The organism is Duganella sp. LjRoot269 (assembly GCF_964254095.1).
GTDB lineage: Bacteria > Pseudomonadota > Gammaproteobacteria > Burkholderiales > Burkholderiaceae_D > Rugamonas > Rugamonas hordei.
In genome coordinates, this window is record NZ_CAXUSL020000001.1 from 421673 (window position 1) to 443596 (window position 21924).

Sequence of the window (21924 nt, forward strand, 5' to 3'; positions counted from 1 at the left end):
TATGGACATCAATATGTCTCTCATCGGTCAGATGATCACCTTCGCGGTGTTGGTCTGGGTTTCGATGAAGTTCGTATTTCCATCGCTGAATGCAGCGTTGGATGAGCGTGCCAAGCGTATCGCTGACGGTCTGGCTGCGGCCGACCAAGGCCAGCAAGCGATGGTGGTCGCTGAGAAGCGCGCCAGCGAAGCGCTGGCAGGTGCACGCGAAGAAGCTTCGCAACGCGTTGCCGACGCTGAAAAGCGCGCGCAACTGGTCGCCGAAGAAATCAAAGCTAATGCACAAGCCGAAGCGAACCGCATCATTGCGCAAGCCAAGGCCGACGCCGATCAGCAACTGGCCAAGGCGCGCGAAGCGCTGCGCGCTCAGGTGGCTGACCTGGCTGTGAAGGGCGCCGAGCAAATCCTCAAGCGCGAAGTCAACGCCTCGGCCCACGCCGATCTGTTGTCGCGCCTGTCTGTCGAGCTGTAATCATGGCAGAAAACGCAACCGTCGCCCGTCCCTACGCGGAAGCTTTGTTCCGCGTAGCCCAAGCAGGTAAGGAATCGTTCAACCTCGCGGCGTGGTCCGAACTGGTGGCCGAACTGGCCCAGATCGGTGCCCACCCCGAGGTGCAAGCATTCGCCCGCAACCCGAAAGCTTCGGCTAGCGATGTGAGCGCCGCCATTACGGCATTGGTCAAGTCGCCGTTGAACACGGAAGCGAAAAACTTCCTGGCGATGCTGGTCGACAACGGCCGCATCAGTCTGCTGCCGGAAATCGGCACGCAATTCCAGGCGTTGAAAAACGCCAAGGAAGGTGCGGCAGACGCCGAGATCACCAGCGCCTTCGACCTGAGCGCGGCTCAAGTGAGCGAGCTGGTCGCCACGCTGGAAAAGAAATTCAGCCGTAAGCTGAACCCGGTAGTGACCGTGGATCCAGCGTTGATCGGTGGCGTGCGCGTGGTCGTTGGCGATGAAGTGCTGGACACTTCGGTCCGCGCCAAGCTGCAGCAAATGCGTGTCGCACTGGTCGCATAAGCGTCGCTTAGAACAGATTCTTCATCTCGCGCAAGCTGAGAGAAACACTTTTAGGAGTTAGTATGCAACTCAACCCATCTGAAATCAGCGAGCTGATCAAGAGCCGTATCGAAGGCCTTGATGGCGGCGCTGAAGTACGCAACCAAGGCACGGTTATTTCCGTCGCCGACGGTATCGTCCGCATTCACGGCCTGTCGGAAGTGATGCAGGGCGAAATGCTGGAATTCCCTGGCAACACCTTTGGTCTGGCGATGAACCTGGAGCGTGACTCCGTCGGCGCCGTGATCCTGGGCGCTTACGAGCACATCTCCGAAGGCGACACGGTCAAGTGCACCGGCCGCATCCTGGAAGTGCCGGTCGGTCCTGAACTGCGTGGCCGCGTGGTCAACGCCCTGGGCCAGCCGATCGACGGCAAAGGCGCCATCGACGCCAAGCTGACCTCGCCTATCGAAAAGATCGCTCCAGGCGTTATCGCCCGTGAGTCCGTCTCGCAGCCTATGCAGACCGGTCTGAAATCGATCGACGCGATGGTGCCGATCGGCCGTGGCCAGCGCGAGCTGATCATTGGCGACCGTCAAACCGGTAAGTCCGCCGTGGCGGTTGATGCGATCATCAACCAAAAAGGCCAGGGCATGACCTGCATCTACGTGGCTATCGGTCAGAAAGCCTCGACGATCAAGAACATCGTGCGTTCGCTGGAACAGCACGGCGCGCTGGAGTACACCATCGTTGTTGCCGCATCGGCCGCCGAATCGGCAGCGATGCAGTACATCTCGGCCTACTCGGGCTGCACCATGGGCGAATACTTCCGCGACCGCGGCGAAGACGCGCTGATCGTCTACGATGACCTGTCCAAGCAAGCCGTCGCCTACCGTCAGATCTCGCTGCTGCTGCGCCGCCCACCAGGCCGCGAAGCGTATCCAGGCGACGTGTTCTACCTGCACAGCCGCCTGCTGGAACGCGCAGCCCGCGTGAACGCCGACTACGTGTCCGCCTTCACCAACGGCGCTGTCACCGGCAAGACCGGTTCGCTGACCGCACTGCCGATCATCGAAACCCAGGCTGGCGACGTTTCGGCGTTCGTGCCGACCAACGTGATTTCGATTACCGACGGTCAAATCTTCCTGGAAACCTCGCTGTTCAACTCGGGCATCCGTCCTGCGATTAACGCCGGTATTTCGGTGTCGCGCGTCGGTGGCGCCGCTCAGACCAAGGTCATCAAAAACCTGTCCGGCGGTATCCGTACCGACTTGGCGCAGTACCGTGAACTGGCTGCGTTCGCGCAGTTCGCTTCCGACCTGGACGAATCGACCCGCAAGCAGCTGGACCGCGGTGCCCGCGTGACCGAACTGCTGAAGCAGGCTCAGTACTCGCCACTGTCGATCTCGCTGATGGCCGCTTCGCTGTTCGCCGTGAACAAAGGCTTCCTGGATGATGTGCCAGTCAAGAAGGTACTGCCGTTCGAAGCCGGTCTGCACGCTTACCTGAAGACCAAGCAAGCCGACCTGCTGTCCAAGATTGAATCGTCGAAGCAACTGGACAAAGACGGCGAAGCAACGCTGTCGGCCGCCGTTGCTGACTTCAAGAAATCCGGCGCATTTTAAGCACAACGGCGACCCGGGTTCATTCCCGGGCCGCCTTCCGCGCAGAAGGAGTAAGGACTCATGGCAGTAGGCAAAGAGATACGTGGCAAGATCAAGAGCGTAGAGAATACGAAGAAGATCACCAAGGCGATGGAAATGGTCGCCGCATCGAAAATGCGCAAAGCGCAGGATCGCATGCGCGCCGCCCGTCCCTACAGTGAAAAGATTCGCAATATCGCCGCCAATCTGGCTACCGCAAATCCGGAATACACCCACCCGTTCCTGGCAACAGAGCAAAAGGATACGGCGAAGGCAGTTGGCTTCGTGATCGTCACCACCGACAAAGGTCTGTGCGGCGGCATGAACACCAACATCCTGCGCATGGTGACGGCGAAAACCCGTGAGCTGGAAACGGCCGGCAACAAGATTGCCGCGGTAGCTATCGGTAACAAAGGTTTGGGGTTTTTGAATCGCGTAGGCGTCCCTGTCGTTGCGCAAGTAACGCAGATCGGCGACACGCCGCACCTGGAAAAACTGATCGGACCGGTCAAGGTCATGCTCGAGAAATTCCAGAACGGCGAGGTCGACGCAGTCTACCTGTGCTACACCAAGTTCATTAACACGATGAAGCAAGAGCCGGTAGTGGAGCAGCTGTTGCCACTGCCAGCCGCCAAGACGCAGGCCGACGCGGGTAATCACAACTGGGATTACATCTACGAGCCGGATGCTGCGACCGTGATTGATGAGCTGCTGGAGCGCTATGTTGAAGCGCTGGTGTACCAGTCGGTGGCGGAAAACCTGGCGTCCGAGCAATCGGCGCGCATGGTGGCGATGAAGTCGGCAAGCGACAACGCCGGCAGTGTGATCGGCGAATTGAAGCTGATCTACAACAAGACCCGTCAAGCTGCGATTACCAAAGAACTCTCCGAAATCGTCGCCGGTGCGGCAGCGGTTTAAACGAATTTAACTATATTTGAAGGAACGAACATGGCTGATGGCAAAATCGTTCAGTGTATCGGCGCTGTGGTGGACGTAGAGTTTCCACGCAACGCGATGCCTAAGGTATTTGATGCCTTGAAAATGGAAGGCTCCGAGCTGACCCTGGAAGTACAACAACAGCTGGGCGACGGCGTAGTCCGTACCATTGCTCTGGGCTCGTCCGACGGCCTGCGCCGCGGCATGATGATCCAGAACACCGGCAAGCCGATCATGGTGCCAGTGGGTAAAGCTACCCTGGGTCGCATCATGGACGTGCTGGGCAACCCGATCGACGAATGCGGCCCGGTCGCTCACGACCAGATCGCCTCGATCCACCGCACTCCTCCTGCCTACGACGAACTGTCGCCATCGCAGGATCTGCTGGAAACCGGCATCAAGGTGATCGACCTGGTCTGCCCGTTTGCAAAAGGCGGTAAGGTCGGTCTGTTCGGCGGTGCAGGTGTGGGCAAGACCGTGAACATGATGGAACTGATCAACAACATCGCCAAGGCGCACTCGGGTCTGTCCGTGTTCGCCGGCGTTGGTGAGCGTACCCGCGAAGGTAACGACTTCTACCACGAAATGGCTGACGCTAAAGTGGTTGACCTGGAAAACCCGGCCAACTCGAAAGTAGCGATGGTCTACGGCCAGATGAATGAACCACCAGGCAACCGTCTGCGCGTCGCGCTGACCGGCCTGACCATCGCGGAATCGTTCCGTGACGAAGGCAAGGACGTTCTGTTCTTCGTGGATAACATCTACCGCTTCACGCTGGCCGGTACCGAAGTCTCCGCACTGCTGGGCCGTATGCCTTCCGCAGTGGGTTACCAGCCTACCCTGGCCGAAGAAATGGGCCGTCTGCAAGAGCGCATCACCTCGACCAAGACCGGTTCGATCACCTCGATCCAGGCCGTCTACGTTCCAGCGGATGACTTGACCGACCCATCGCCAGCGACCACCTTCGGTCACCTGGATTCGACCGTCGTGCTGTCGCGTGACATCGCCTCGCTGGGTATCTACCCTGCGGTGGACCCGCTGGATTCGACCTCGCGTCAGCTGGATCCGCTGGTCGTCGGCCAGGAGCACTACGACACCGCGCGCGCCGTTCAGGGCACGCTGCAGCGTTACAAGGAACTGCGCGACATTATCGCGATTCTGGGTATGGACGAGCTGGCACCGGAAGACAAGCTGCTGGTGGCGCGCGCACGTAAGATGCAGCGTTTCCTGTCGCAGCCGTTCCACGTTGCTGAAGTGTTTACCGGTTCGCCAGGTAAATACGTTTCGCTGAAGGACACGATCAAGGGCTTCAAAATGATCGCTTCCGGCGAACTCGATCACCTGCCGGAACAAGCGTTCTACATGGTTGGCACGATCGACGAAGCCATCGAAAAAGCCAAGAAACTCAACTAATTGTTGAGACCGCTCCTGCCGTGAGGCGGGAGCGTTCCACCCGACAGGACACACATGGCAAATACTATTCACGTTGACGTGGTTTCCGCCGAGGAGTTGATCTACTCCGGCGAAGCCGAATTCGTCGCGTTGCCGGGCGAGCAGGGCGAGCTGGGGATCTATCCCAAGCACACGCCGCTGATCACCCGCATCCGTCCGGGCGCGGTGCGCATCCAGGTACCAGGTCAAGCTGAGGAAGAATTTGTCTTCGTCGCTGGCGGCCTGCTGGAAGTGCAGCCGAACGCCGTGACGGTGCTGGCGGACACCGCGATTCGCGGCAAGGATCTGGACGAAGCCAAAGCGGCAGCGGCCAAGAAACGTGCCGAAGAAGCGCTGGCCAACAACAGCTCCGGCATCGACTACGCGAAAGCGCAAGCGGAACTGGCAGCGGCCATCGGCCAGCTGGCGGCCATCGCCAAACTGCGCGCGAAGCACTAAGCAACGCAAGGCATCACAGCAAAAAGGCAGCTTCGGCTGCCTTTTTTATTTCTGCGCTGCCGCGTCAGTGCGGGCTTTGACGGCAAGCAGGGCTTGCGGGTTATCACGGGCGATAGCCAGCAAGGTGAGGGCGCCGCCGTTGGGGCGTCTTCTTTCCTGTTCCCAGTCGTGCAGCGTGCGGACCGAAATGACTAACAAACCGGCGAACTCCGCGTGTGACAAACCCGTGTTTTTTCGCGCCGCGATAATTGGTGAATAGACCACCTTGACTCGTCCAGCCTGTATGTCTTGCGCGGCCTGCTTCAGCTCAGCAAACAAGTCGCACGCTGCACAAGGGGACGCACACTCTGACCAATCAGATCGGCCGCGAGAAGCCTCGGTATCGATTCATCAAACAAGATGTGCATGGTTGTCGGCTAGTTGACCTGCAAGCTCCAACGCAGCAATCGCGGCTTCTCTGGAAACGGATGGATATTGGTCGACGAACGTCTCAATTGATTCACCCGCTTTCAAATAGTCAAACATGAAAGATAGCGGCACACGGGTACCAACAAAAACAGTAGCGCCGCTATAAATCTCCGGATCACAATGTATGACTTGCTTGCTCATATGTCCTCCGATTCCATCGACCGACTATAAAGGCAGTATAGTCGATCTGGTTCTACTGCCTGCCGTTCGCCCTGCGGAAGTGCCATTCATCATTTTCCCATCGCTATTGTCGGCGCGCGGGATTATTCTGGCTCCGGATCTTTGATCGGGAGAACGCATGAACTCAGCGATGCAAACTTGTTTGTCCGTGGGCGCCGGCTTGGTCGCCGCGCTGCCGGGCCAGAATATCTGGAGCGTGTCCTTGCTGCCGTGGCTGACCGCGGAGCGTGCGCAATGACGGCTCCTTTGCTTGCGTCGGTCGAGCAGCTGAACGCGGTGCTGGCGGAATCCGCGTTCCTGTCGCCGTATGGATTTTCGGTGCGTTCGTGCGAGGAGGGGGTATGCACCCTCGTCGTCCCGTTCAGCGCAACCCTCGAGCGGCCGGGCGGTATCGTCAGCGGCATGACGATCATGGGGGCCGCCGACGTCGCCATGTGGCTGGCCATCATGACCCAACGCGGCACCAGTGAGCGCTGGGTAACGTCGGACATGAAAACGGCATTTCTTCGCAGCGCCCGCCAGGAAGATATCGTGTGCGTGGCGCGGGTACTGAAGCTTGGAAAGCGGACCGTCTACGGCACAGCCGAATGTTTCAACGAGCAGTCGGAACTGCTCGCCCATCACGTCATCAGCTATGCGCGTATCGTTGAATAAGCCGGTGCGGTGATTTACGGCTAACGTCGTTTATCCCTGGACCGGACAGCGGCTGCACGATTCAGGATTTTCCATTTGGCGACTTCGGCGATGCGGTCCAGCGGGGTTTGCTGGCTGCGGCGGGCTTCGCGCAACAGCTTATGATAGTTCTGCAGCCGGTCGTCGTCGACCGCTTCGCGCACCGCGCAACCGGGCTCGCTGGTGTGGCGGCAGTCGCGGAACTGGCAGTGTGCCGCCAGCGCGTCGATGTCTTCGAAGGCGGCCGCCAGGCTCGCTTCGTCGGCATCGGGCTGCCAGCTGCGCAGGCCCGGCGTGTCGATGATGCAGGCGCCGCCGGCGCATTGGTGCAGCGTGCGCGACGTGGTCGTATGCCGCCCGCGCCCGTCACCCTTGCGCACGCCACCGGTTTGCTGGGCGGCCAGCGTCAGCGTGTTGGTCAGCGTGGACTTGCCGGTGCCTGAAGAGCCCAGCAACACCAGCGTCTGGCCGATACCCAGCCACGGCAACAGTTGCGCCGCGTCGTCGCCGCTGAGCGTGTTGATGGCCAGCAGCGGAATGCCGGTCGGCAGGCGTTGCCGCAGCAGCTCCATGCGCTGTTCCACCTCGTCGCCGATGTCGGCCTTGCTCATCACCACTACCGGCTCCACGCCCGCTGTCTTGACGATGGCGAGATAGCGCTCCAGGCGGCGCGGGTTGAAGTCGTGATCCAGTCCCATCACCAGCAGCGCGGTGTCGACGTTGCTGACCAGGCTGTGCTGCCGGCCATCGTTGCCGCGCCGGGCGATGTGCGTGGTGGGCGGCAGCAGGGCGCTGAGCCAGCGTTCGTCGTGCGCCAGCGTGGTGCTGAGTACCCAGTCGCCGACGGCCAGCGCTTCGTCGTGCAGCGCCGGCAGCACGCGTGCGCGGAACTCGGCGTGGCCATCGTGAACGGTGAGCCAGTCGCGCTGGATCTCGGTGATGCGGACCAGCCGGGCATCGGCTGGGGCGTCGTGCAACAGGTGTAGCTGGCTGGCGATGGTTTGCGTCAAGCCGATAAGGCGCAGCGATTCAAAATCGATGTCGATCATGATGTGTGTGATTCCTGATTTCGTTAGGGCGAACGATGCCCTTCGCGGTGTCGCGACGGGCGGCGAAATACGGGAAGTCAGCTGCGCGAGAACGCGCGGATCAACATACTACAGAGGGAGTCCCGACGTAATCAGGCAGCCGACAGGAGGTCAATGTCTGGATGGCGCATTTTTTAGTCTCCTGTGGATTGGTAGGGCGTTCAGTGTCTCATCGGATGTTGGCGCCGTCAATAGTGCAGGCTGCCGTCGATGACGGTGACCACGTTGCCGCCTATCCATGGCTCGCCTTCGCTGTAGGTGACGGCGACCCGGCCGTCGCGGCCCAGCGCCGTGCCCTGGCGTGCCACGTACGGCCGGTCCGATGGCAGCAGGCGGGCGATGCAGGCGTTGGCGCTGCCGGTGACGGGATCCTCGATCATCACATCGTGTTCCTTGAACAGCGCGCGCACTTCGTAGTCCGCCGGGCCGCCGGACGGATGCGGGCCGTAGACCGCCACACCGTTGCTCGACGTACGCCGCATCAACTCCTGCAGCGCGGCGGCGTCCGGTGCCAGCGCCATGCAATCGGCCGCCGTGTCGAGCCGTGCAACCAGCCAGCAGATGCCCATGTTGACCGCAACCGGCGGCTGGCTCTCGGTCAGCGCCTCGCTGCCCAGCGCGGTGCGCAGCAGCGGCAGCAGGCCGGCGTCCAGCGTCTCGAACGTCGCCGGCGGTGCGCGAAAAGCCAGTTCGCTGCCGGCGGCTATCCGCACCGGCACCAGGCCGACGCCGCATTCCTGCATCAGCATGCCCGGCGTCTTCGGCTGCAGGCCCGCCTCCAGCAGCGCGTGGGCGGTGCCCAGCGTCGGATGGCCGGCGAATAAAAACTCTTCCGCCGTCGTAAAGATGCGCACGCGGTAGTCGGCGGCGGGATCGGTGGCCGGCAGCACGAAGGTGGTTTCCGACAGATTGGTCCAGCGGGCGATGGCCTGCATCTGCTCATCGCTGAGACCTTCGGCGTCGAGTATCACAGCCAGCGGATTGCCTTTGAACGGCGTGGTGGTGAAGACGTCCACCTGTTTGAAACGACGGATCATGCTTGCTCCTTGCAGCTGCGGCGGTAGTCGGCGGGCGGCTTGCCCACCAGTTTTTCGAAATCGGTGGTGAAGTGGGACTGGTCGTAATAACCCAGCGCCTGCGCCAGCGAGGCGAGGTCGACCTCGCTGCCTGTGGCCAGTTGATCGGCCGCGTCGAGCAGCCGGTTGCGGCGGATGACCCATTTGGGCGTCGCGCCCACGTATTCCTTGAACAGTATCTGCAGCCGCCGCACGCTGATGCCGGTGACGTCCGCCAGTTGCTGCACCCGGGTGATGTCGGCATGCTGCTGGATGGTCTGCATGATGGTGCCGATGCGTTCGATTTCCGCATCCGGCGGCGGCAGCGCGCGGCGGATCACGGTGCTGGCCGCCGCCACCATGCCTGCGTCGTCCGGCGCCTCCAGCACGCTGCGCTCGGCTTCAACGTCATCGCAGTGGAACAGCGACGACAGCGACAACTCACGGTTGGTGATGGACTGTACCGGCTGTCCGAGGAAGCTGCGAAACGCGCCCGGCCGGAAGCGCACGCCCAGCACGCGTCCGCTGTTTTGCAGCGTGTATTCGAACGAGCCCGTCATGACGCCAAACACCGCCGTCTTTCCCGCATCGAACACCAGGTGGATGCAGGGCGAGGGCAGCGTGCGCTGCACGTGGGTCACGCCGTCGGGAAGCTCCCACGCGACCAGCCAGAAATACTCGATGAACGGCGCCAGGTCGGACGCGGGCGCGAAGCGCTCCAGCCGGAAGACCTTGCCCACCGCCGAGGGATTGACCACGCCTTTGTAACTGTCCGCCATAGTGTGTTCGCGTTTTTACAAGACCGTCATCATAGCAAGAGATATCGTGGCCTTTCCTCACCAACTCAAGGAGACCCACCATGGCACCACAATTGACGCTGTACCACTGCCCGCATTCCCGCTCGACCGGCGTGCTGACCTTGCTCGAAGAACTGCACGCACCCTACGAGCTGCACGTGATGAACATGAAAAAGGGCGAGAACCGCGAGGCCGCCTACCTGGCCGTCAACCCGATGGGCAAGGTGCCGGCGCTCCGCCACGGCGACGCCGTCATCACCGAGCAGGTGGCGATCTACCTGTATCTGGCCGACCTGTTCCCGGAAGCCAAACTGGCGCCGCCGCTGGGCGATCCGCAGCGCGGCCCCTACCTGCGCTGGATGGCTTTCTACGGCAGCTGCTTCGAGCCCGCGGTGATCGACCGGTGGATGAAGCGGGAGCCGGCCGACAAGTCCGCCTGCGGCTACGGCGATTTCGACGACATGTTCAGCACCATGATGACGCAGCTGTCCAAGGGACCGTATCTTTTGGGCGACAGGTTCAGCGCCGTCGATGTGCTGTGGGGCGCGTCGCTGGGCTGGATGAGCGCGTTCGATCTGCTGCCCAAACGCCCGGAAATCGCCGATTACGTGGCCCGCGTCCAAGGCCGGCCGGTCGCCGTCGCCGCCGGTGAAAAGGATAGCCAGTTGGCCGCCGCCCAAGCGGCCTGATGATTTTTTTGTGTTTAGTGCCCCGCTGGGTTATTGTGTTAAGACTATTGCGATTGGTAAAACAATAATTCATAGGGGTAACGCATGAGCAGGGTAGTCGCTTTGTTGGGCGCCATGGCGCTGACCGGTTGCGCCTCGGTGATCGGCGAGAAGATGCAGCCGCTGGCGTTGCAGACCGTTTTGGACGGCAAGGAAATCGCCGGCCTGGGCTGCACCTTGAGCAACGACGCCGGCAGCTGGACGCTGACCAGCCCGGCCAGCGTCATGGTGCACAAGAGCACCGGCGACCTGGCCGTGGACTGCAAGAAGGACAGCTATGTCGGCAACGCCACCGTCGTGTCGAAGTCGAACAAGGCGGTCTGGGGCAACTTGTTGCTGGGTGGCGGCATCGGCTACATCGTCGACCGCAACACCGGCGCCGGCTTCGACTACCCGCCGAATATCACCGTCACGCTGCGCCACGTGGATATGGCCGGCATTCCATCCACGGCCGCACTGGCGCCGGTGGAGGTCCCGCTGAAGCCCATGTCGCCCAGCCAGGCCGCTGCGCGGGTTTATTGAGGCGGCGCGCGCTTGATCGTATTGATCTGGCTGGAAGCCGGTTTCAAGGCCATTTCAATGATAGCAAGCGCTAACTCCGGCTGGGCGCTGCCGCACATGAAAATGTCGGCGGCGGCAAAGCCGCACTCCGGCCAGGTATGAATCGAGATATGCGATTCGGCCAGCAGCACCACTCCCGTCACACCCAATCCCTCGCCAAAGCCGTGAAAATGGCTGAACAGCACCTGTGCATGAGCGGCCTGGGCGGCGGTGCGCAGCAGCTGTTCCAGCTGGCCGCAGCTGCCTAATATTTCGGCAGCGATCCCGCTCAGGTCGGCCAGCACGTGGGTGCCGGACGGCGCATGGACGACCGCGGCCGCGCCGCCGGGAAGCGCTTCGCGTTTCACTTGTGGCCCCCGCCGCCGGAGCCGCCGCCATAGCTGCCGCCCCCGCCGCCGGTATGCGAGCTCCACGTGCTTCCGCGGTAGCCGCTGTTGTAGTTGCTGCCGCCGCTCATGGCACGCATCCAGCTGCTGCCCGAGGTGACGACGCTGACGATGATCGCGTAGATGAAGAATTTGCTCATGATTTGCTGTCGTTATCCATAAACCACGCGGGCAGGTAGATCGCCGCCGCGCCGATCAGGCTGAGGAACCAGGTGCCGGAAAAATTCATCAGAAGCGGGATCGCGTTAATCGCCAGCATGAACCAGATGATGTACTTGGCGGCGTTGCGGTAGCGGCGATTGTCGTTGCCGCCCTTGGCTGCGGACGGCGCGACACGGCCCTTGAACTGGTTGCCGAACCAGGCCTTCAGTTGGTCGGCCGGCACCGGCGAAGAGCGCGACCACGTCATTTCCTGCGCAGTGGTCTCGGACGCGAGCCGCAGCTGGCCGGCCGAAAATTCCTCGACCCGGGTGCGGTCGCCAACCGCCACGCGCCAGTTGAAGGCGCCCGCAGCGAAGGTCACCACCGAGCCGTAGTCATACAGGCGGTTAAACTGCACCTTGTCCACCGTTACCCGCTCCGAACCGGGGGCATACCAGAGCGGCCATTCGGACATCACGTTGGCGCCGGACCAGCCTTCGTCCGTCTCCACCAGCCACGAGAAGCCCGCGCGGGTGCCGTACATCAGGTACTCGGTCCATTCCGTGCCTTCGTCGTCGGCGCGCCGCATCATGCCGATGATGGTGAAGTCCTGGTTGTTGATCTTGGCGGTCGCGCCCAGCTCCAGCGAGGATTCGTAGCGCGTCACGCGTTCGCCCGCCGCCAGCACTTGCGCTTCCGGACTGGCCGCGTCGATCTGCGTCTGGCAGGCCGGGCACACCAGCGTCGCCGTCACGCCCGGCAGGTATTTGATGGCGCTGCCGCAGGAAGGGCAGTCGAGCGCATCGAGCTTGCCGCGATAGCGGCCGGCCGCGCGCTGGATCGTGTCGGCGTCGCGCAGCAGCTGGCATTGCATGCTCTCCAGCGTGACGGCCAGGCCGGTGTAGACCACGGGGCGGGGCGCATCGGAATAATCGAGCGTGATGAATTCCACGCCGCGGCGGAAGTCCGCCACCCTGGCTTGGTAGCCTTCGCCGACCTTGAACGGCAGCTCGCCCTGGCCGCCGATGCAATCGGCGACGCGGATTTCGGCGGCGGTGTAGGGCGCGCCGAAGATGCCGTAGTTGCGGCCCGGCTGCAACTGCTCGAAGGCCGGCAGTTCGCCTTCGCCCTTGTACTCGGCGGTGATGGTGTACATGCCGGACGAGTCGCCCAGCCACGAAGTCTTGCCGTCGTCGAACAGCAGATACCACTCGTTCCACATGCCGGCCGAATAGCGCAGCTGGATGCGGCCGACCACGTTGTACGGCCGTCCGCCCAACACGCCGGACGTGCCGATCTGGATCGGCGAGTAGTCCTCCAGCACGGACGACATCTTGCCCAGATCCTTGACCGAGTCGGCGTCCTTGAGCACGCTGGTGCTGCAATACTCGCAGACGGCCATGACCGAGGCATGCGAGCGGAATTTGACTTCCGCACCGCAGCTGGGACAGGAAACGATTTGCATGTAGCGCGCTTAGCCGATCAGTTTTTTCAGCAGTTCGGCCTTGGTGCTGTCGTAGTCGGCGGCCGAGATCAGGCCTTTGTCCATCAGCCCTTTCAGTTTTTCCAGGCGGGCTTCAATCGAATCTTCCGCCGGCGCTGCTGGTGCCGCAGCCGGCGCGGCTTGCGGCGCCAGCGTCGAGCCGAGCGCCTGGCCCATCACCTGTCCCAGCGTGACGCCGGCACCCAGGCCGGCGCCGATGCCGGCCATGCCGCCTTCGTTCTGCGCCGCCAGCGGAATCGCGCTGGCCACCTGGTACTTGGTGAAGCCGGCCATCTTGTCGGCGCTCATGCCGCCTTTCATGCCGGCGGAGATGCGCTCGTCCAGCGCGGCCTGCAGTTCTTCCGGCAGGCTGACGCTGGCGACGTTGAATTCGTCAAGGCCGATGCCGTAGCGGCCGAACGCCGCCGCCAGGTCGCCCTTGACCTGCTGCGCCATCAGCGCCTGGTTGGCCGCCATGTCGAGGAAAGGCACCTGCGCGCTGCCCAGCGAGCTGGCCATGGTCGCCATCAGGATGCCGCGCAGCTGGTCTTCGACCTGGTCGCGGGTGTAGCTTTCGCGGGTGCCGCTGATCTCCTTGAAGAACAGGCGCGGATCGGCCACGCGGTACGAGTACATGCCGAAGGCGCGCACGCGCACCATGTCGAAGTCCTTGTCGCGGATGGTGATCGGTTGCTGTGTGCCCCATTTGCGGCCGGTCTGCACGCGGGTGCTGAAATAATAGACATCCGACTTGAACGGCGAGTCGAACAGCTTGTCCCAGTTTTTCAGGTTGGTCAGCACCGGCAGGGTTTGCGTGGTCAGCTTGTGGGTGCCGGGGCCGAACACGTCGGCGATCTGGCCCTCGTTGACGAACACCGCCATCTGCGATTCGCGCACCACCAGCACGCCGCCGTTCTGGATCTCCTGGTCCTGCATCGGATAACGCCAGGCCAGTACGCCGTCGACTTCCTCGTTCCACTGCAGTACGTCGATAAACTGCTTCTTGATAAAGCTGCCGAGACTCATGATGTGATCCTCATTGAATTAGGAAACGCAAATTAGGAAATGCAGGCGCCGTTGATGACGCCGATGGAAATGGAGATCGCGCCCAGCAGGCCGCCGAACGCTGCGTTGTTGCCCTCGATCTGGTCTTTCGACATATTCAGCACCCGGGTCGTGATCGCATACGCCAGCATCTGCACCACCATCGCGCCGAAGGCCCAGGCGGAGAACTCGCGGTAATCGGCAGTATGCACCAGTGCCGAACCGATGGTGATGGAAAAACCTATCAACGCCCCGCCCAGCGATAGCGCCGCCGCGAAATTCCCCTGGCGTATCAGCAAAACCTCGTCAAAAGGCGTCATCCATGTGTAGGCTTTGAAAAACACGGCCAGCAACACGGCGGCCAGTAAAAGATGAATCAGATAGTTTAGGATGGCGGGCACGGCGCACCTTCAGTTAAAGTGGTGAACTTGGCAATGATTCGTTGATAATAGTTCAAAAAAGCGCAAATGACCAAAAAGATTCTGATCCTGTCCGTGTTCGTGGTTGCTTCCTGTGGGCTGGCCTATGAATTGATCGCCGGCGCGCTGTCCAGCTACCTGCTGGGCGACTCCATCCTGCAGTTTTCCACCATCATCGGTTGCTATTTGTTCGCGATGGGCGTCGGCGCGCATTTTTCCAAGTATGTACGGGATGAGGATGTGCTATCGCGCTTTGTCGATATCGAACTGGCGGTCGGCCTGGTCGGCGGCGTGTCGGCCGCGATCCTGTTCCTGACCTTTTCGTGGATGGCCGCGCCGTTCCGCACGCTGCTTTACGTGATGGTGTTCCTGATCGGTGCCTTCGTCGGCATGGAGGTGCCGCTGGTGATGCGCGCGCTGAACGTCCGCCAGACCGAATTCAATGAACTGGTCAGCCGCGTGCTGACCTTCGACTATCTCGGCGCGCTGGCCGTGTCGCTGCTGTTCCCGCTGGTGCTGGCGCCGTACTTGGGACTGGTGCGCACCGGCTTCCTGTTCGGCATGCTCAACGTCGGCGTCGCCCTGTGGACAATTACCGCGTTTCGCACAGAGCTGAAAAACGTCAGCGGCCGCATGCTGCGCGCGGCCAGCGTGATGTGCGTGCTGGTGTTCGGCTTCGCCTTCGCCGACAAGCTCACCTACTGGGGCGAGCATGGCCTGTTCGGCGACGAGATCGTGTTCGCCACCACCACGCCGTACCAGCGGCTGGTGATCACGCGCTGGAAGGACGACCTGCGCCTGTACATCAACGGCAACCTGCAATTCTCCTCGCGCGACGAGTACCGCTATCACGAGGCGCTGGTGCATCCGGTGCTGCAACCGCTGCCTTGGGCCAAGCATGTGCTGGTGCTGGGCGGAGGCGACGGCCTGGCGCTGCGCGAGATCCTGCGCTATCCGAACATCGAGCAGGTCACGCTGGTCGACCTGGACCCGGCCATGACGGGCGCCTTCACCAAGCGCGAGGAGCTGGTCAAGCTGAATGGCGGCTCGTTCAGCGACAAGCGCGTGCGCGTCATCAACGCCGACGCGGCGATCTGGCTGCAGCACAACGACGACATGTTCGACGCCGTCATCGTGGACTTCCCCGATCCGTCCAGCTTCGCGCTGGGCAAGCTGTATTCGGTGCCGTTCTACGGCATGGTGAGGAAGCACCTGGCCGCCAATGGTTTGATGGTGGTGCAATCGACGTCGCCGTTCTTTGCGCCGCATGCCTACTGGACCATCGACGCCACGCTGCGCGAGGTGGGCATGAAGACCTGGCCGTATCACGCCTACGTGCCGTCGTTCGGCGAATGGGGCTTCATCCTCGCCTCGCCGCAGGCGGACTACAAGCCGCCGGTCAACTACCGCCTGCCGATGCGCTACCTGAACGCCGACACCACGCGCGAGATGTTCATCTTCCCGCCGGATATGAAGCCGCTGCCGATGGAGCCGAACCGGCTCAACACGCAGTCGCTGGTGCACGAGTTCGAGCAGGACTGGCGCCGGGTGATACGCTGATGCTGCGTCGTTCCTTCCTCGTGTGGGCCGGCGCCAGCGGCGTGGTGGCGGCAGGCAGCGTGGCCGGCTTCCAGCGCTGGCAGGAGATCACGCCGACGGTCCGCTATCCGGGCCGCGACGAAGGCCACTATCTGCGCGACCGCCGCCCGTTGCCGCCGCCGTCGAAAGTTATCCACACCGATATCGCGATACTCGGCTCCGGCATCGCCGGCCTGACCGCCGCGTGGAAGCTGAAAAAACTCGGCCAGTCCGACGTGCTGATGATCGACGGCCCGCAACCGTACGGCAACGCGGCCGGCGGCGCTTTCGACGATCTCGAATATCCGACCGGTGCGCACTACCTGCCGCTGCCGTCGCCGGAGTCGGTGCACGTGCGCGAGATCCTGGCCGACCTGGGCATCATTCAAAAAGACGCGATGGCGGAGAAGCCCTACTACGACGAGCGCTATATCCTGCACGGGCCGGAGGAGCGGCTGCTGTTCAACGGCCATTGGCAGGACGGCTTCATCCCGACGGACGGCGTGCCGCAATGGGAGCGCGACGAGCATGCGCGCTTCTTCGCCGAAGTGACCAGGCTGCGCCAGACCAAGGGCGCCGATGGCCGCCGCGTGTTCGTGTTCCCGACCGTGATGTCGTCGGAAGACCCGCAGTGGCAGGCGCTGGACCGCATCACGCTCAAGCAGTGGCTGGACCAGAGCGGCTACAAATCGCCGACCTTGCACTGGTATCTGAACTACTGCTGCCGCGACGACTACGGCACCCGCTACGACCAGGTGTCGGCATGGGCCGGCCTGCACTACTACTGCAGCCGCTGGGGCCAGGCCGCCAACGCCGGCAACGGTGCCTGGCTGACGTGGCCGGGCGGCTTGCAGCCGCTGGCCAAAGGCATGGAACACGCGGCCGGCGTGCCGCGCATGGCCGGCACCGTGGTGTCGCTGAAAAAAACCGCGGACGGGGTGGAGGCGCTGTGCTTCACGCTGGAAGCCGGCAAGGCCACCACCTACCTGGTCCGCGCCCGCAAGGCGATCTGCGCCATGCCGGTCAACATCGCCGCGCGGGTTGTGGATAACATCGCCGAATACGGCTTCGATCCGGCCAAGCACATCCCCGAATACGCGCCGTGGATGGTGGCGAACTTCCTGCTCAAACGCTTTCCGGAAGAGCGGCCCAGCCAGCCACTGTCGTGGGATAACGTGGTGTACAGCGAGCCGGGGCTGGGCTTCGTCGTCTCCACGCACCAGGACATCCGCGTGCGGCCGCCGGAAAAGACGGTGTTCAGCGCCTATGTCGCGCTGTCGGACCGCAAGCCCCTGGCCGCGCGCCGCTGGTTGGCGGCGGCCAGCCCGCAGGAACTGCTGGCGCTGGCCAGCGCCGATTTGAAGGAGGCCTACGGCGCGCAGTTCGCGTCTTGCGTCGAGCGGGTCGACATCACCTTGCGCGGCCACGCGATGGCGTCGCCGTGGCCCAACTTCCGCAGCAACGCCGGCACGAAGGCGCTGCGCGAGGCTGACGGCAGCATCCTGTTCGCGCATGCCGACCTGTCGGGTTTCTCGGTGTTCGAGGAGGCGGCGTGGTGGGGTTATCGTGCCGCCACGCTGGCCGTAAAGTGATAAGCTTGCCTCATGACACATGACGCCCGCCAGCGCTTCCGCGCCACCGCCAAGCAGAAACTGCATGAAAAATATGCGGATGACGATGCTTTTTCCAGCCGCTCCGCCAATCCGGAACTGAGCAAGTCCAAAGGCAAGGCGCTCGACATCAAGCGCACTGTCGCGCTGATCGACCGCATCTCGGCCTTGCAGGACAAGCTGTACGCGCAGCACAATCAAAAAGTGCTGCTGATCCTGCAGGGCATGGACACCTCCGGCAAGGACGGCACGATACGCGTCATGTTCAGCGGCATCAGCCCGATGGGCGTGAAGGCGGCCGCCTTCAAGGCGCCGACCGACAACGAACTGGCCCACGACTACCTGTGGCGCGTGCACCAGCAGGTGCCCGTCAAGGGCGAGATCGCCATCTTCAACCGCAGTCATTACGAAGACGTGTTGATCACCAAGGTGCAGGGCATGATCGACGCCAAGGAATGCGAGCGTCGCTACGCGCAGATCCGCGATTTCGAACGCATGCTGAGTGAGACCGGGACCACCATCATCAAGGTCTTCCTGCACATCTCGAAGGAAGAGCAGCGCCAGCGCCTGCAGGAGCGCCTGGACGATCCGGACAAGCAGTGGAAATTCAATCCGACCGACGTCGAGCAGCGCAAGAAGTGGGACGATTACCAGCGCGCATACGAGAAGGCCATCCGCGAAACCAACGCGCCGCACGCGCCGTGGTACATCGTGCCGGCCAATTCCAAGACGCACCGCAACCTGGTGGTCGCCAGCCTGCTGCTGGAGACGCTGGAAAGCATGGACCTGGCCTATCCGGAACCGCATCCCGACCTGTCCTCGTTCACCGTGGAGTAAAACGCGCCGTCGCCGTCTGTGGCATAGTGATCCTTTGCGCAATGAAGGAGATCACCCATGCTGCAACTGAAAGATCCGACGCTGCTGCGCCAGCAAGCCTACATCAACGGCCAGTGGAGCGACGCCGACAACGGCGCCACGCTGGCCGTCACCAATCCCGCCACCGGCGAACAACTCGGCACCATCCCGCTGATGGGCGCCGCCGAAACCAAGCGCGCGATCTCGGCCGCCAACGCGGCCTGGCCGGCCTGGCGCAAGAAGAGCGCCCGCGAGCGCGCCATCATCCTGCGCAAGTGGAATGACCTGATCCTGGAAAATACCGAAGACCTGGCGCAGCTGATGACGGCCGAGCAGGGCAAGCCGCTGGCCGAGTCGCGCGGCGAAGTCGCCTACGGCGCCTCCTTCATCGAATGGTTCGGCGAGGAAGCCAAGCGCGTCGCCGGCGAAACGCTGGCCTCGCCGTGGCAGGACCGCCGCCTGCTGGTGACCAAGGAACCGATCGGCGTCTGCGCCGCCATCACGCCGTGGAACTTCCCGATCGCGATGATCACCCGCAAGGCCGGCCCGGCGCTGGCCGCCGGCTGTCCGATGGTGCTCAAGCCCGCGGAAGCGACGCCGTACTGCGCGCTGGCGCTGGCGGTATTGGCCGAGCGTGCCGGCGTGCCGGCCGGCGTGTTCAGCGTGGTGACCGGCACGCCGAAGGACATCGGCGCCGAGATGACCTCCAACCCGACCGTGCGCAAGCTGACCTTCACCGGCTCCACCGCCGTCGGCCGCCTGCTGATGGAGCAGAGCGCCAAGACGATCAAGAAACTGTCGCTGGAACTGGGCGGCAACGCGCCGTTCATCGTGTTCGACGACGCCGATCTCGATGCCGCCGTCGAAGGCGCGCTGGCGTCCAAGTACCGCAACGCCGGCCAGACCTGCGTCTGCGCCAACCGCATCTACGTGCAGGACGGCGTCTACGAGCAGTTCGCCGAAAAACTGGTGGCCGCCGTGGGCAAGCTCAAGGTCGGCAACGGCGTCGAGCCTGGCGTCACGCAAGGACCATTGATCGACGAGAAGGCGGTGCAGAAGGTCGAGCAGCACGTGGCCGATGCGCTGGCCAAGGGTGGCCGCCTGCTGACGGGCGGCAAGCGCCATGAGCTGGGCCACAGTTTCTTCCAGCCTACCGTGATCGCCGACGTCAGCAACGACATGATCGTGGCGACCGAGGAAACCTTCGGCCCGCTGGCGCCGCTGTTCCGCTTCGAGACCGACGAGGAAGCCATAGCCCTGGCCAACGACACCGAGTTCGGCCTGGCCAGCTACTTCTATTCGCGCGACATCGGCCGCATCTGGCGCGTGGCAGAGGGACTGGAGAGCGGCATGGTGGGTGTCAACACCGGCCTGATCTCCAACGAAATCGCGCCGTTCGGCGGCGTCAAGCAATCGGGCCTGGGACGCGAGGGTTCGCACTACGGGCTCGATGAGTTCCTGGTCATCAAGTACATCTGCCTGGGCGGCATCTAGGCACTTCGCGCACCAGCACGGTGACCGGCGAGACGCCCGTCAGCCGGTCGACCATGCGCTTGACGGCCGCCATCTGGTGGCCGTTTTTCTGTGCGTAGCGCGTGTCGTCGTAGGCAAACCAGTCCCAGCATGCGTTGGGATTGGGGTAGGGAAAAATCGCCGTCGCCTGCGGATACAGGATCACTATTTTGTTGGTGTCGGCCCAGGCGTTGTAGCCGGCGCGTTCGATGAAGGTGGTGCCGATATCGTCGAGGTCCTGCAGGCAGCCGTGGAAGGCCACATGCAGCCGGCAGCCGGCGCCGGCGTCCGTGTCGCAGGCCGGCGGCACGTACAGATAGCCGGTATCGGCCATGCCGTGCCATCCCGGCAGCGGGATGAACTCCGACTGGTCGAAGGCGATGAAGCGTCCGCTGCGGTTGCCGGTGTTGCGCGGGAACAGCGGGCCGTAGATCCACTTCAGCAGCTCGCCCGCCGCATCGTAGCCGCAGTTGTTGATGTAGGGGCTGCCCAGCGTCTTGCAGCTGCTGCCGTAGCGGTCGGTGGGCATCGCATGCTCGGCCTCCAGGTCGCGCGTGTAGGAAATCCGGTTGGCGTCGACGTAGTGGCGCAGATAGGCGTACAGGTCGTGCATCACCGGCTGCGGCACGACGCTGTCGGCGTTGCCCGAAAACATCCATATCTTGTGGGTGGCCAGCGCGGAGGTCGGATCTATGCTGCCGCCTTCGGCAAACCAGTCGGTAAAGGCGATCAGGTCCGGCACGTGGGTCGAGCCTTGCCGCACGCGGCAGGAAAACAGTTCGGTGGTGCAGCTGCAGCTGGTGGTGGCGGTGAACACGCTGCCCTGCGAGCAGAAGTACGGGCCGCCGGCGATGATGCCCGCGCCCGTGACGACGCTGGAAAACGCCACCTCGAACTGCACCGCCATGAAGGCGCCGGACGACAGGCCGGATACGCTGACCTGGGTGGTGTTCATCGCCGGCAACGAGACGGTCTGCGCGCGGACCAAGCCGGCTATCAGCAGACATAACAACCAAAGAATTCGCATGATGGCCTCCATGCCGGCGCGATCGGATTCCCAGTGTGCGGCAGGCTTTTGGATTTTGCTTAATCCCGCTCAATCGTGTGGAGTACCTGGGCCGGAAATTTCGGACCTCCCGGCAATTTTGTCGGGTTTGGCATAGAATGATTTCCCCTTCCTTTTTCGGCCGATAACCATGTCCAAGTCCCTTGCCCAGTTGTGCCTGATTTCTTCGCTGACCATGCTGGCCAGCGCTTCGGCGTTTGCCCAAGCGCCAGCGGCGACCGCGCCTGCGGCGGCGCCTGTCGCCGCGCCGGGCAGCTGCCCCGCGATCCTGAAGCAAACCTTCAAGCGCCTGCAGGACGAGGCGCCACAGGACCTGTGCCAGTATTCCGGCAAGGTGATTCTGGTCGTTAACACCGCCAGCTATTGCGGTTTTACTAACCAGTACGAAGGCCTGGAAGCGATGTATGCCAAGTACGGCAGCAAGGGCCTGGTGGTGCTGGGCTTCCCGTCGAACGACTTCGGCCAGCAGGAGCCGGGCAGCAGCAAGGAAATCGCTGATTTCTGCTACAACACCTACGGCGTGAAGTTCCCGATGTTCGCCAAGTCGGTGGTGTCGGGCAAGGAACCTAACCCGCTGTTCGCAAACCTGATCAAGATCACCGGCAAGGCGCCGGCCTGGAACTTCCACAAATACCTGATCGACCGCAACGGCAAGGTGGTGGACAACTTCGGCAGCAAGGTAACGCCTACCGACAAGCAGCTGGTCGGCGCCGTGGAAAAAGCGCTGGCGATGTAATCCTGCCTGAACTTTCGAGCTTGCCCCGGGTCTGACAGACATGGCCGCCCGGGCGGCTCAATGTTCAGCGGAGGATG

25 protein-coding genes are annotated in these 21924 nt (G+C 62.7%); 14 read left to right on the plus strand and 11 right to left on the minus strand.

Translation table 11 applies throughout. The features are described from left to right. Position 1: 1 nt before the first annotated feature. The 6 genes from ACSQ3S_RS01765 (at position 2) to ACSQ3S_RS01790 (ending at position 5468) form a co-directional block, all read left to right on the plus strand. Positions 2–472 (plus strand): F0F1 ATP synthase subunit B, encoded by a 471-nt coding sequence (locus ACSQ3S_RS01765; RefSeq protein ID WP_176653208.1) that lies wholly within the window; start codon positions 2–4, stop codon positions 470–472. 2 nt (positions 473–474) lie between these two features. Continuing rightward, positions 475–1020 carry a F0F1 ATP synthase subunit delta gene (locus ACSQ3S_RS01770; protein ID WP_176653207.1) on the plus strand — a complete coding sequence of 182 codons (546 nt, stop codon included), beginning with the start codon at positions 475–477 and terminating at the stop codon, positions 1018–1020. 62 nt (positions 1021–1082) lie between these two features. Beyond that, entirely contained in the window at positions 1083–2624 is a 1542-nt protein-coding gene (atpA, locus tag ACSQ3S_RS01775; RefSeq protein WP_176653206.1) for a F0F1 ATP synthase subunit alpha, read from the plus strand. A gap of 60 nt (positions 2625–2684) precedes the next feature. Continuing rightward, positions 2685–3560 (plus strand): F0F1 ATP synthase subunit gamma, encoded by an 876-nt coding sequence (gene atpG, locus ACSQ3S_RS01780; protein WP_176653205.1) that lies wholly within the window; start codon positions 2685–2687, stop codon positions 3558–3560. A 30-nt stretch (positions 3561–3590) separates the two neighbouring features. Beyond that, the gene (gene atpD / locus ACSQ3S_RS01785) at positions 3591–4991 is read left to right on the plus strand and encodes a F0F1 ATP synthase subunit beta (RefSeq protein WP_152807971.1); all 1401 of its coding nucleotides are present in this window, start codon (positions 3591–3593) and stop codon (positions 4989–4991) included. A 54-nt stretch (positions 4992–5045) separates the two neighbouring features. Next, the gene (locus ACSQ3S_RS01790) at positions 5046–5468 is read left to right on the plus strand and encodes a F0F1 ATP synthase subunit epsilon (RefSeq protein ID WP_176653204.1); all 423 of its coding nucleotides are present in this window, start codon (positions 5046–5048) and stop codon (positions 5466–5468) included. A 45-nt stretch (positions 5469–5513) separates the two neighbouring features. On the opposite strand, the gene ACSQ3S_RS01795 is transcribed toward ACSQ3S_RS01790, so the two are convergent. Both ACSQ3S_RS01795 and ACSQ3S_RS01800 read right to left on the minus strand, forming a co-directional pair. Continuing rightward, on the minus strand, positions 5514–5786 hold the full coding sequence (locus ACSQ3S_RS01795; RefSeq protein ID WP_436141424.1) for a helix-turn-helix domain-containing protein: 273 nt from the start codon (positions 5784–5786) through the stop codon (positions 5514–5516). A 72-nt stretch (positions 5787–5858) separates the two neighbouring features. Beyond that, positions 5859–6077: a DUF433 domain-containing protein gene (locus ACSQ3S_RS01800; RefSeq protein ID WP_176653203.1), complete on the minus strand. Its 219-nt coding sequence runs from the start codon at positions 6075–6077 to the stop codon at positions 5859–5861. 273 nt (positions 6078–6350) lie between these two features. Here ACSQ3S_RS01800 and ACSQ3S_RS01805 point away from each other — a divergent pair, with 273 nt between their 5' ends. Beyond that, a complete protein-coding gene (locus ACSQ3S_RS01805; RefSeq protein WP_436141425.1) occupies positions 6351–6770 on the plus strand; it encodes a PaaI family thioesterase in 420 nt (139 codons plus the stop codon). Positions 6771–6790: 20 nt separating this feature from the next. Here ACSQ3S_RS01805 and rsgA read toward each other — a convergent pair whose 3' ends face one another. The 3 genes from rsgA to ACSQ3S_RS01820 all read right to left on the minus strand — a co-directional run bounded on the left by rsgA (position 6791) and on the right by ACSQ3S_RS01820 (position 9710). Next, complete coding sequence (gene rsgA, locus ACSQ3S_RS01810; protein WP_436141426.1) at positions 6791–7837, minus strand: ribosome small subunit-dependent GTPase A; 1047 nt, start codon at positions 7835–7837, stop codon at positions 6791–6793. A gap of 227 nt (positions 7838–8064) precedes the next feature. Continuing rightward, positions 8065–8913: a PhzF family phenazine biosynthesis protein gene (locus ACSQ3S_RS01815; RefSeq protein WP_436141427.1), complete on the minus strand. Its 849-nt coding sequence runs from the start codon at positions 8911–8913 to the stop codon at positions 8065–8067. Then, positions 8910–9710, minus strand: coding sequence for an AraC family transcriptional regulator (locus tag ACSQ3S_RS01820; protein ID WP_436141428.1), 801 nt, complete (start codon positions 9708–9710; stop codon positions 8910–8912). Before ACSQ3S_RS01820 ends, ACSQ3S_RS01815 begins: the two co-directional genes overlap by 4 nt. A gap of 80 nt (positions 9711–9790) precedes the next feature. On the opposite strand from ACSQ3S_RS01820, the gene ACSQ3S_RS01825 reads away from it, so the two are divergent. Then, on the plus strand, positions 9791–10417 hold the full coding sequence (locus ACSQ3S_RS01825) for a glutathione S-transferase family protein (RefSeq protein ID WP_436141429.1): 627 nt from the start codon (positions 9791–9793) through the stop codon (positions 10415–10417). A gap of 84 nt (positions 10418–10501) precedes the next feature. Then, positions 10502–10978 carry a hypothetical protein gene (locus ACSQ3S_RS01830; protein ID WP_353401841.1) on the plus strand — a complete coding sequence of 159 codons (477 nt, stop codon included), beginning with the start codon at positions 10502–10504 and terminating at the stop codon, positions 10976–10978. On the opposite strand, the gene speD is transcribed toward ACSQ3S_RS01830, so the two are convergent. The 5 genes from speD to ACSQ3S_RS01855 are packed head-to-tail and all read right to left on the minus strand — an operon-like array spanning position 10972 to position 14472. Continuing rightward, the gene (speD, locus tag ACSQ3S_RS01835; protein ID WP_413446810.1) at positions 10972–11364 is read right to left on the minus strand and encodes an adenosylmethionine decarboxylase; all 393 of its coding nucleotides are present in this window, start codon (positions 11362–11364) and stop codon (positions 10972–10974) included. The two genes, ACSQ3S_RS01830 and speD, sit on opposite strands and share 7 nt — an antisense overlap. After that, positions 11361–11543: a hypothetical protein gene (locus tag ACSQ3S_RS01840; protein ID WP_176653195.1), complete on the minus strand. Its 183-nt coding sequence runs from the start codon at positions 11541–11543 to the stop codon at positions 11361–11363. The genes speD and ACSQ3S_RS01840 overlap by 4 nt, the downstream gene beginning before the upstream one ends. After that, positions 11540–13009 carry a DUF4178 domain-containing protein gene (locus tag ACSQ3S_RS01845; protein WP_436141430.1) on the minus strand — a complete coding sequence of 490 codons (1470 nt, stop codon included), beginning with the start codon at positions 13007–13009 and terminating at the stop codon, positions 11540–11542. Before ACSQ3S_RS01845 ends, ACSQ3S_RS01840 begins: the two co-directional genes overlap by 4 nt. 9 nt (positions 13010–13018) lie before the next feature. Beyond that, positions 13019–14053, minus strand: a complete 1035-nt coding sequence (locus tag ACSQ3S_RS01850) for an SPFH domain-containing protein (protein WP_176653193.1) — start codon at positions 14051–14053, stop codon at positions 13019–13021. A gap of 32 nt (positions 14054–14085) precedes the next feature. After that, positions 14086–14472 (minus strand): DUF350 domain-containing protein, encoded by a 387-nt coding sequence (locus ACSQ3S_RS01855; RefSeq protein ID WP_176653192.1) that lies wholly within the window; start codon positions 14470–14472, stop codon positions 14086–14088. Between the two features lie 66 nt (positions 14473–14538). On the opposite strand from ACSQ3S_RS01855, the gene ACSQ3S_RS01860 reads away from it, so the two are divergent. Genes ACSQ3S_RS01860 through gabD form a run of 4 tightly spaced genes read left to right on the plus strand, consistent with a single transcriptional unit; the run spans position 14539 to position 20027 of the window. Further along, the gene (locus ACSQ3S_RS01860; RefSeq protein WP_436141431.1) at positions 14539–16050 is read left to right on the plus strand and encodes a polyamine aminopropyltransferase; all 1512 of its coding nucleotides are present in this window, start codon (positions 14539–14541) and stop codon (positions 16048–16050) included. Beyond that, positions 16050–17660, plus strand: coding sequence for an NAD(P)-binding protein (locus ACSQ3S_RS01865; protein ID WP_436141432.1), 1611 nt, complete (start codon positions 16050–16052; stop codon positions 17658–17660). The genes ACSQ3S_RS01860 and ACSQ3S_RS01865 overlap by 1 nt, the downstream gene beginning before the upstream one ends. Positions 17661–17672: 12 nt before the next feature. After that, entirely contained in the window at positions 17673–18515 is an 843-nt protein-coding gene (locus ACSQ3S_RS01870; RefSeq protein ID WP_176653189.1) for a polyphosphate kinase 2 family protein, read from the plus strand. A gap of 57 nt (positions 18516–18572) precedes the next feature. Next, on the plus strand, positions 18573–20027 hold the full coding sequence (gabD, locus tag ACSQ3S_RS01875) for an NADP-dependent succinate-semialdehyde dehydrogenase (RefSeq protein ID WP_436141433.1): 1455 nt from the start codon (positions 18573–18575) through the stop codon (positions 20025–20027). Here gabD and ACSQ3S_RS01880 read toward each other — a convergent pair. Further along, entirely contained in the window at positions 19999–21033 is a 1035-nt protein-coding gene (locus ACSQ3S_RS01880) for an extracellular catalytic domain type 2 short-chain-length polyhydroxyalkanoate depolymerase (protein WP_436141434.1), read from the minus strand. The genes gabD and ACSQ3S_RS01880 overlap by 29 nt on opposite strands. Before the next feature lie 208 nt (positions 21034–21241). On the opposite strand from ACSQ3S_RS01880, the gene ACSQ3S_RS01885 reads away from it, so the two are divergent. Further along, a complete protein-coding gene (locus tag ACSQ3S_RS01885; RefSeq protein ID WP_413446817.1) occupies positions 21242–21847 on the plus strand; it encodes a glutathione peroxidase in 606 nt (201 codons plus the stop codon). Positions 21848–21924 lie beyond the last annotated feature (77 nt).

Excerpts from the sequence above, each read along its gene's own strand:
- ACSQ3S_RS01765 (WP_176653208.1), top strand. The coding sequence starts at position 2 with ATGGACATCAATATGTCTCTCATCGGTCAGATGATCACCTTCGCGGTG.
- ACSQ3S_RS01770 (WP_176653207.1), top strand. The coding sequence starts at position 475 with ATGGCAGAAAACGCAACCGTCGCCCGTCCCTACGCGGAAGCTTTGTTC.
- atpA (WP_176653206.1), top strand. The coding sequence starts at position 1,083 with ATGCAACTCAACCCATCTGAAATCAGCGAGCTGATCAAGAGCCGTATC.
- atpG (WP_176653205.1), top strand. The coding sequence starts at position 2,685 with ATGGCAGTAGGCAAAGAGATACGTGGCAAGATCAAGAGCGTAGAGAAT.
- atpD (WP_152807971.1), top strand. The coding sequence starts at position 3,591 with ATGGCTGATGGCAAAATCGTTCAGTGTATCGGCGCTGTGGTGGACGTA.
- ACSQ3S_RS01790 (WP_176653204.1), top strand. The coding sequence starts at position 5,046 with ATGGCAAATACTATTCACGTTGACGTGGTTTCCGCCGAGGAGTTGATC.
- ACSQ3S_RS01800 (WP_176653203.1), bottom strand. The coding sequence starts at position 6,077 with ATGAGCAAGCAAGTCATACATTGTGATCCGGAGATTTATAGCGGCGCT.
- ACSQ3S_RS01805 (WP_436141425.1), top strand. The coding sequence starts at position 6,351 with ATGACGGCTCCTTTGCTTGCGTCGGTCGAGCAGCTGAACGCGGTGCTG.
- rsgA (WP_436141426.1), bottom strand. The coding sequence starts at position 7,837 with ATGATCGACATCGATTTTGAATCGCTGCGCCTTATCGGCTTGACGCAA.
- ACSQ3S_RS01815 (WP_436141427.1), bottom strand. The coding sequence starts at position 8,913 with ATGATCCGTCGTTTCAAACAGGTGGACGTCTTCACCACCACGCCGTTC.
- ACSQ3S_RS01820 (WP_436141428.1), bottom strand. The coding sequence starts at position 9,710 with ATGGCGGACAGTTACAAAGGCGTGGTCAATCCCTCGGCGGTGGGCAAG.
- ACSQ3S_RS01825 (WP_436141429.1), top strand. The coding sequence starts at position 9,791 with ATGGCACCACAATTGACGCTGTACCACTGCCCGCATTCCCGCTCGACC.
- ACSQ3S_RS01830 (WP_353401841.1), top strand. The coding sequence starts at position 10,502 with ATGAGCAGGGTAGTCGCTTTGTTGGGCGCCATGGCGCTGACCGGTTGC.
- ACSQ3S_RS01840 (WP_176653195.1), bottom strand. The coding sequence starts at position 11,543 with ATGAGCAAATTCTTCATCTACGCGATCATCGTCAGCGTCGTCACCTCG.
- ACSQ3S_RS01845 (WP_436141430.1), bottom strand. The coding sequence starts at position 13,009 with ATGCAAATCGTTTCCTGTCCCAGCTGCGGTGCGGAAGTCAAATTCCGC.
- ACSQ3S_RS01850 (WP_176653193.1), bottom strand. The coding sequence starts at position 14,053 with ATGAGTCTCGGCAGCTTTATCAAGAAGCAGTTTATCGACGTACTGCAG.
- ACSQ3S_RS01860 (WP_436141431.1), top strand. The coding sequence starts at position 14,539 with ATGACCAAAAAGATTCTGATCCTGTCCGTGTTCGTGGTTGCTTCCTGT.
- ACSQ3S_RS01865 (WP_436141432.1), top strand. The coding sequence starts at position 16,050 with ATGCTGCGTCGTTCCTTCCTCGTGTGGGCCGGCGCCAGCGGCGTGGTG.
- ACSQ3S_RS01870 (WP_176653189.1), top strand. The coding sequence starts at position 17,673 with ATGACACATGACGCCCGCCAGCGCTTCCGCGCCACCGCCAAGCAGAAA.
- gabD (WP_436141433.1), top strand. The coding sequence starts at position 18,573 with ATGCTGCAACTGAAAGATCCGACGCTGCTGCGCCAGCAAGCCTACATC.
- ACSQ3S_RS01885 (WP_413446817.1), top strand. The coding sequence starts at position 21,242 with ATGTCCAAGTCCCTTGCCCAGTTGTGCCTGATTTCTTCGCTGACCATG.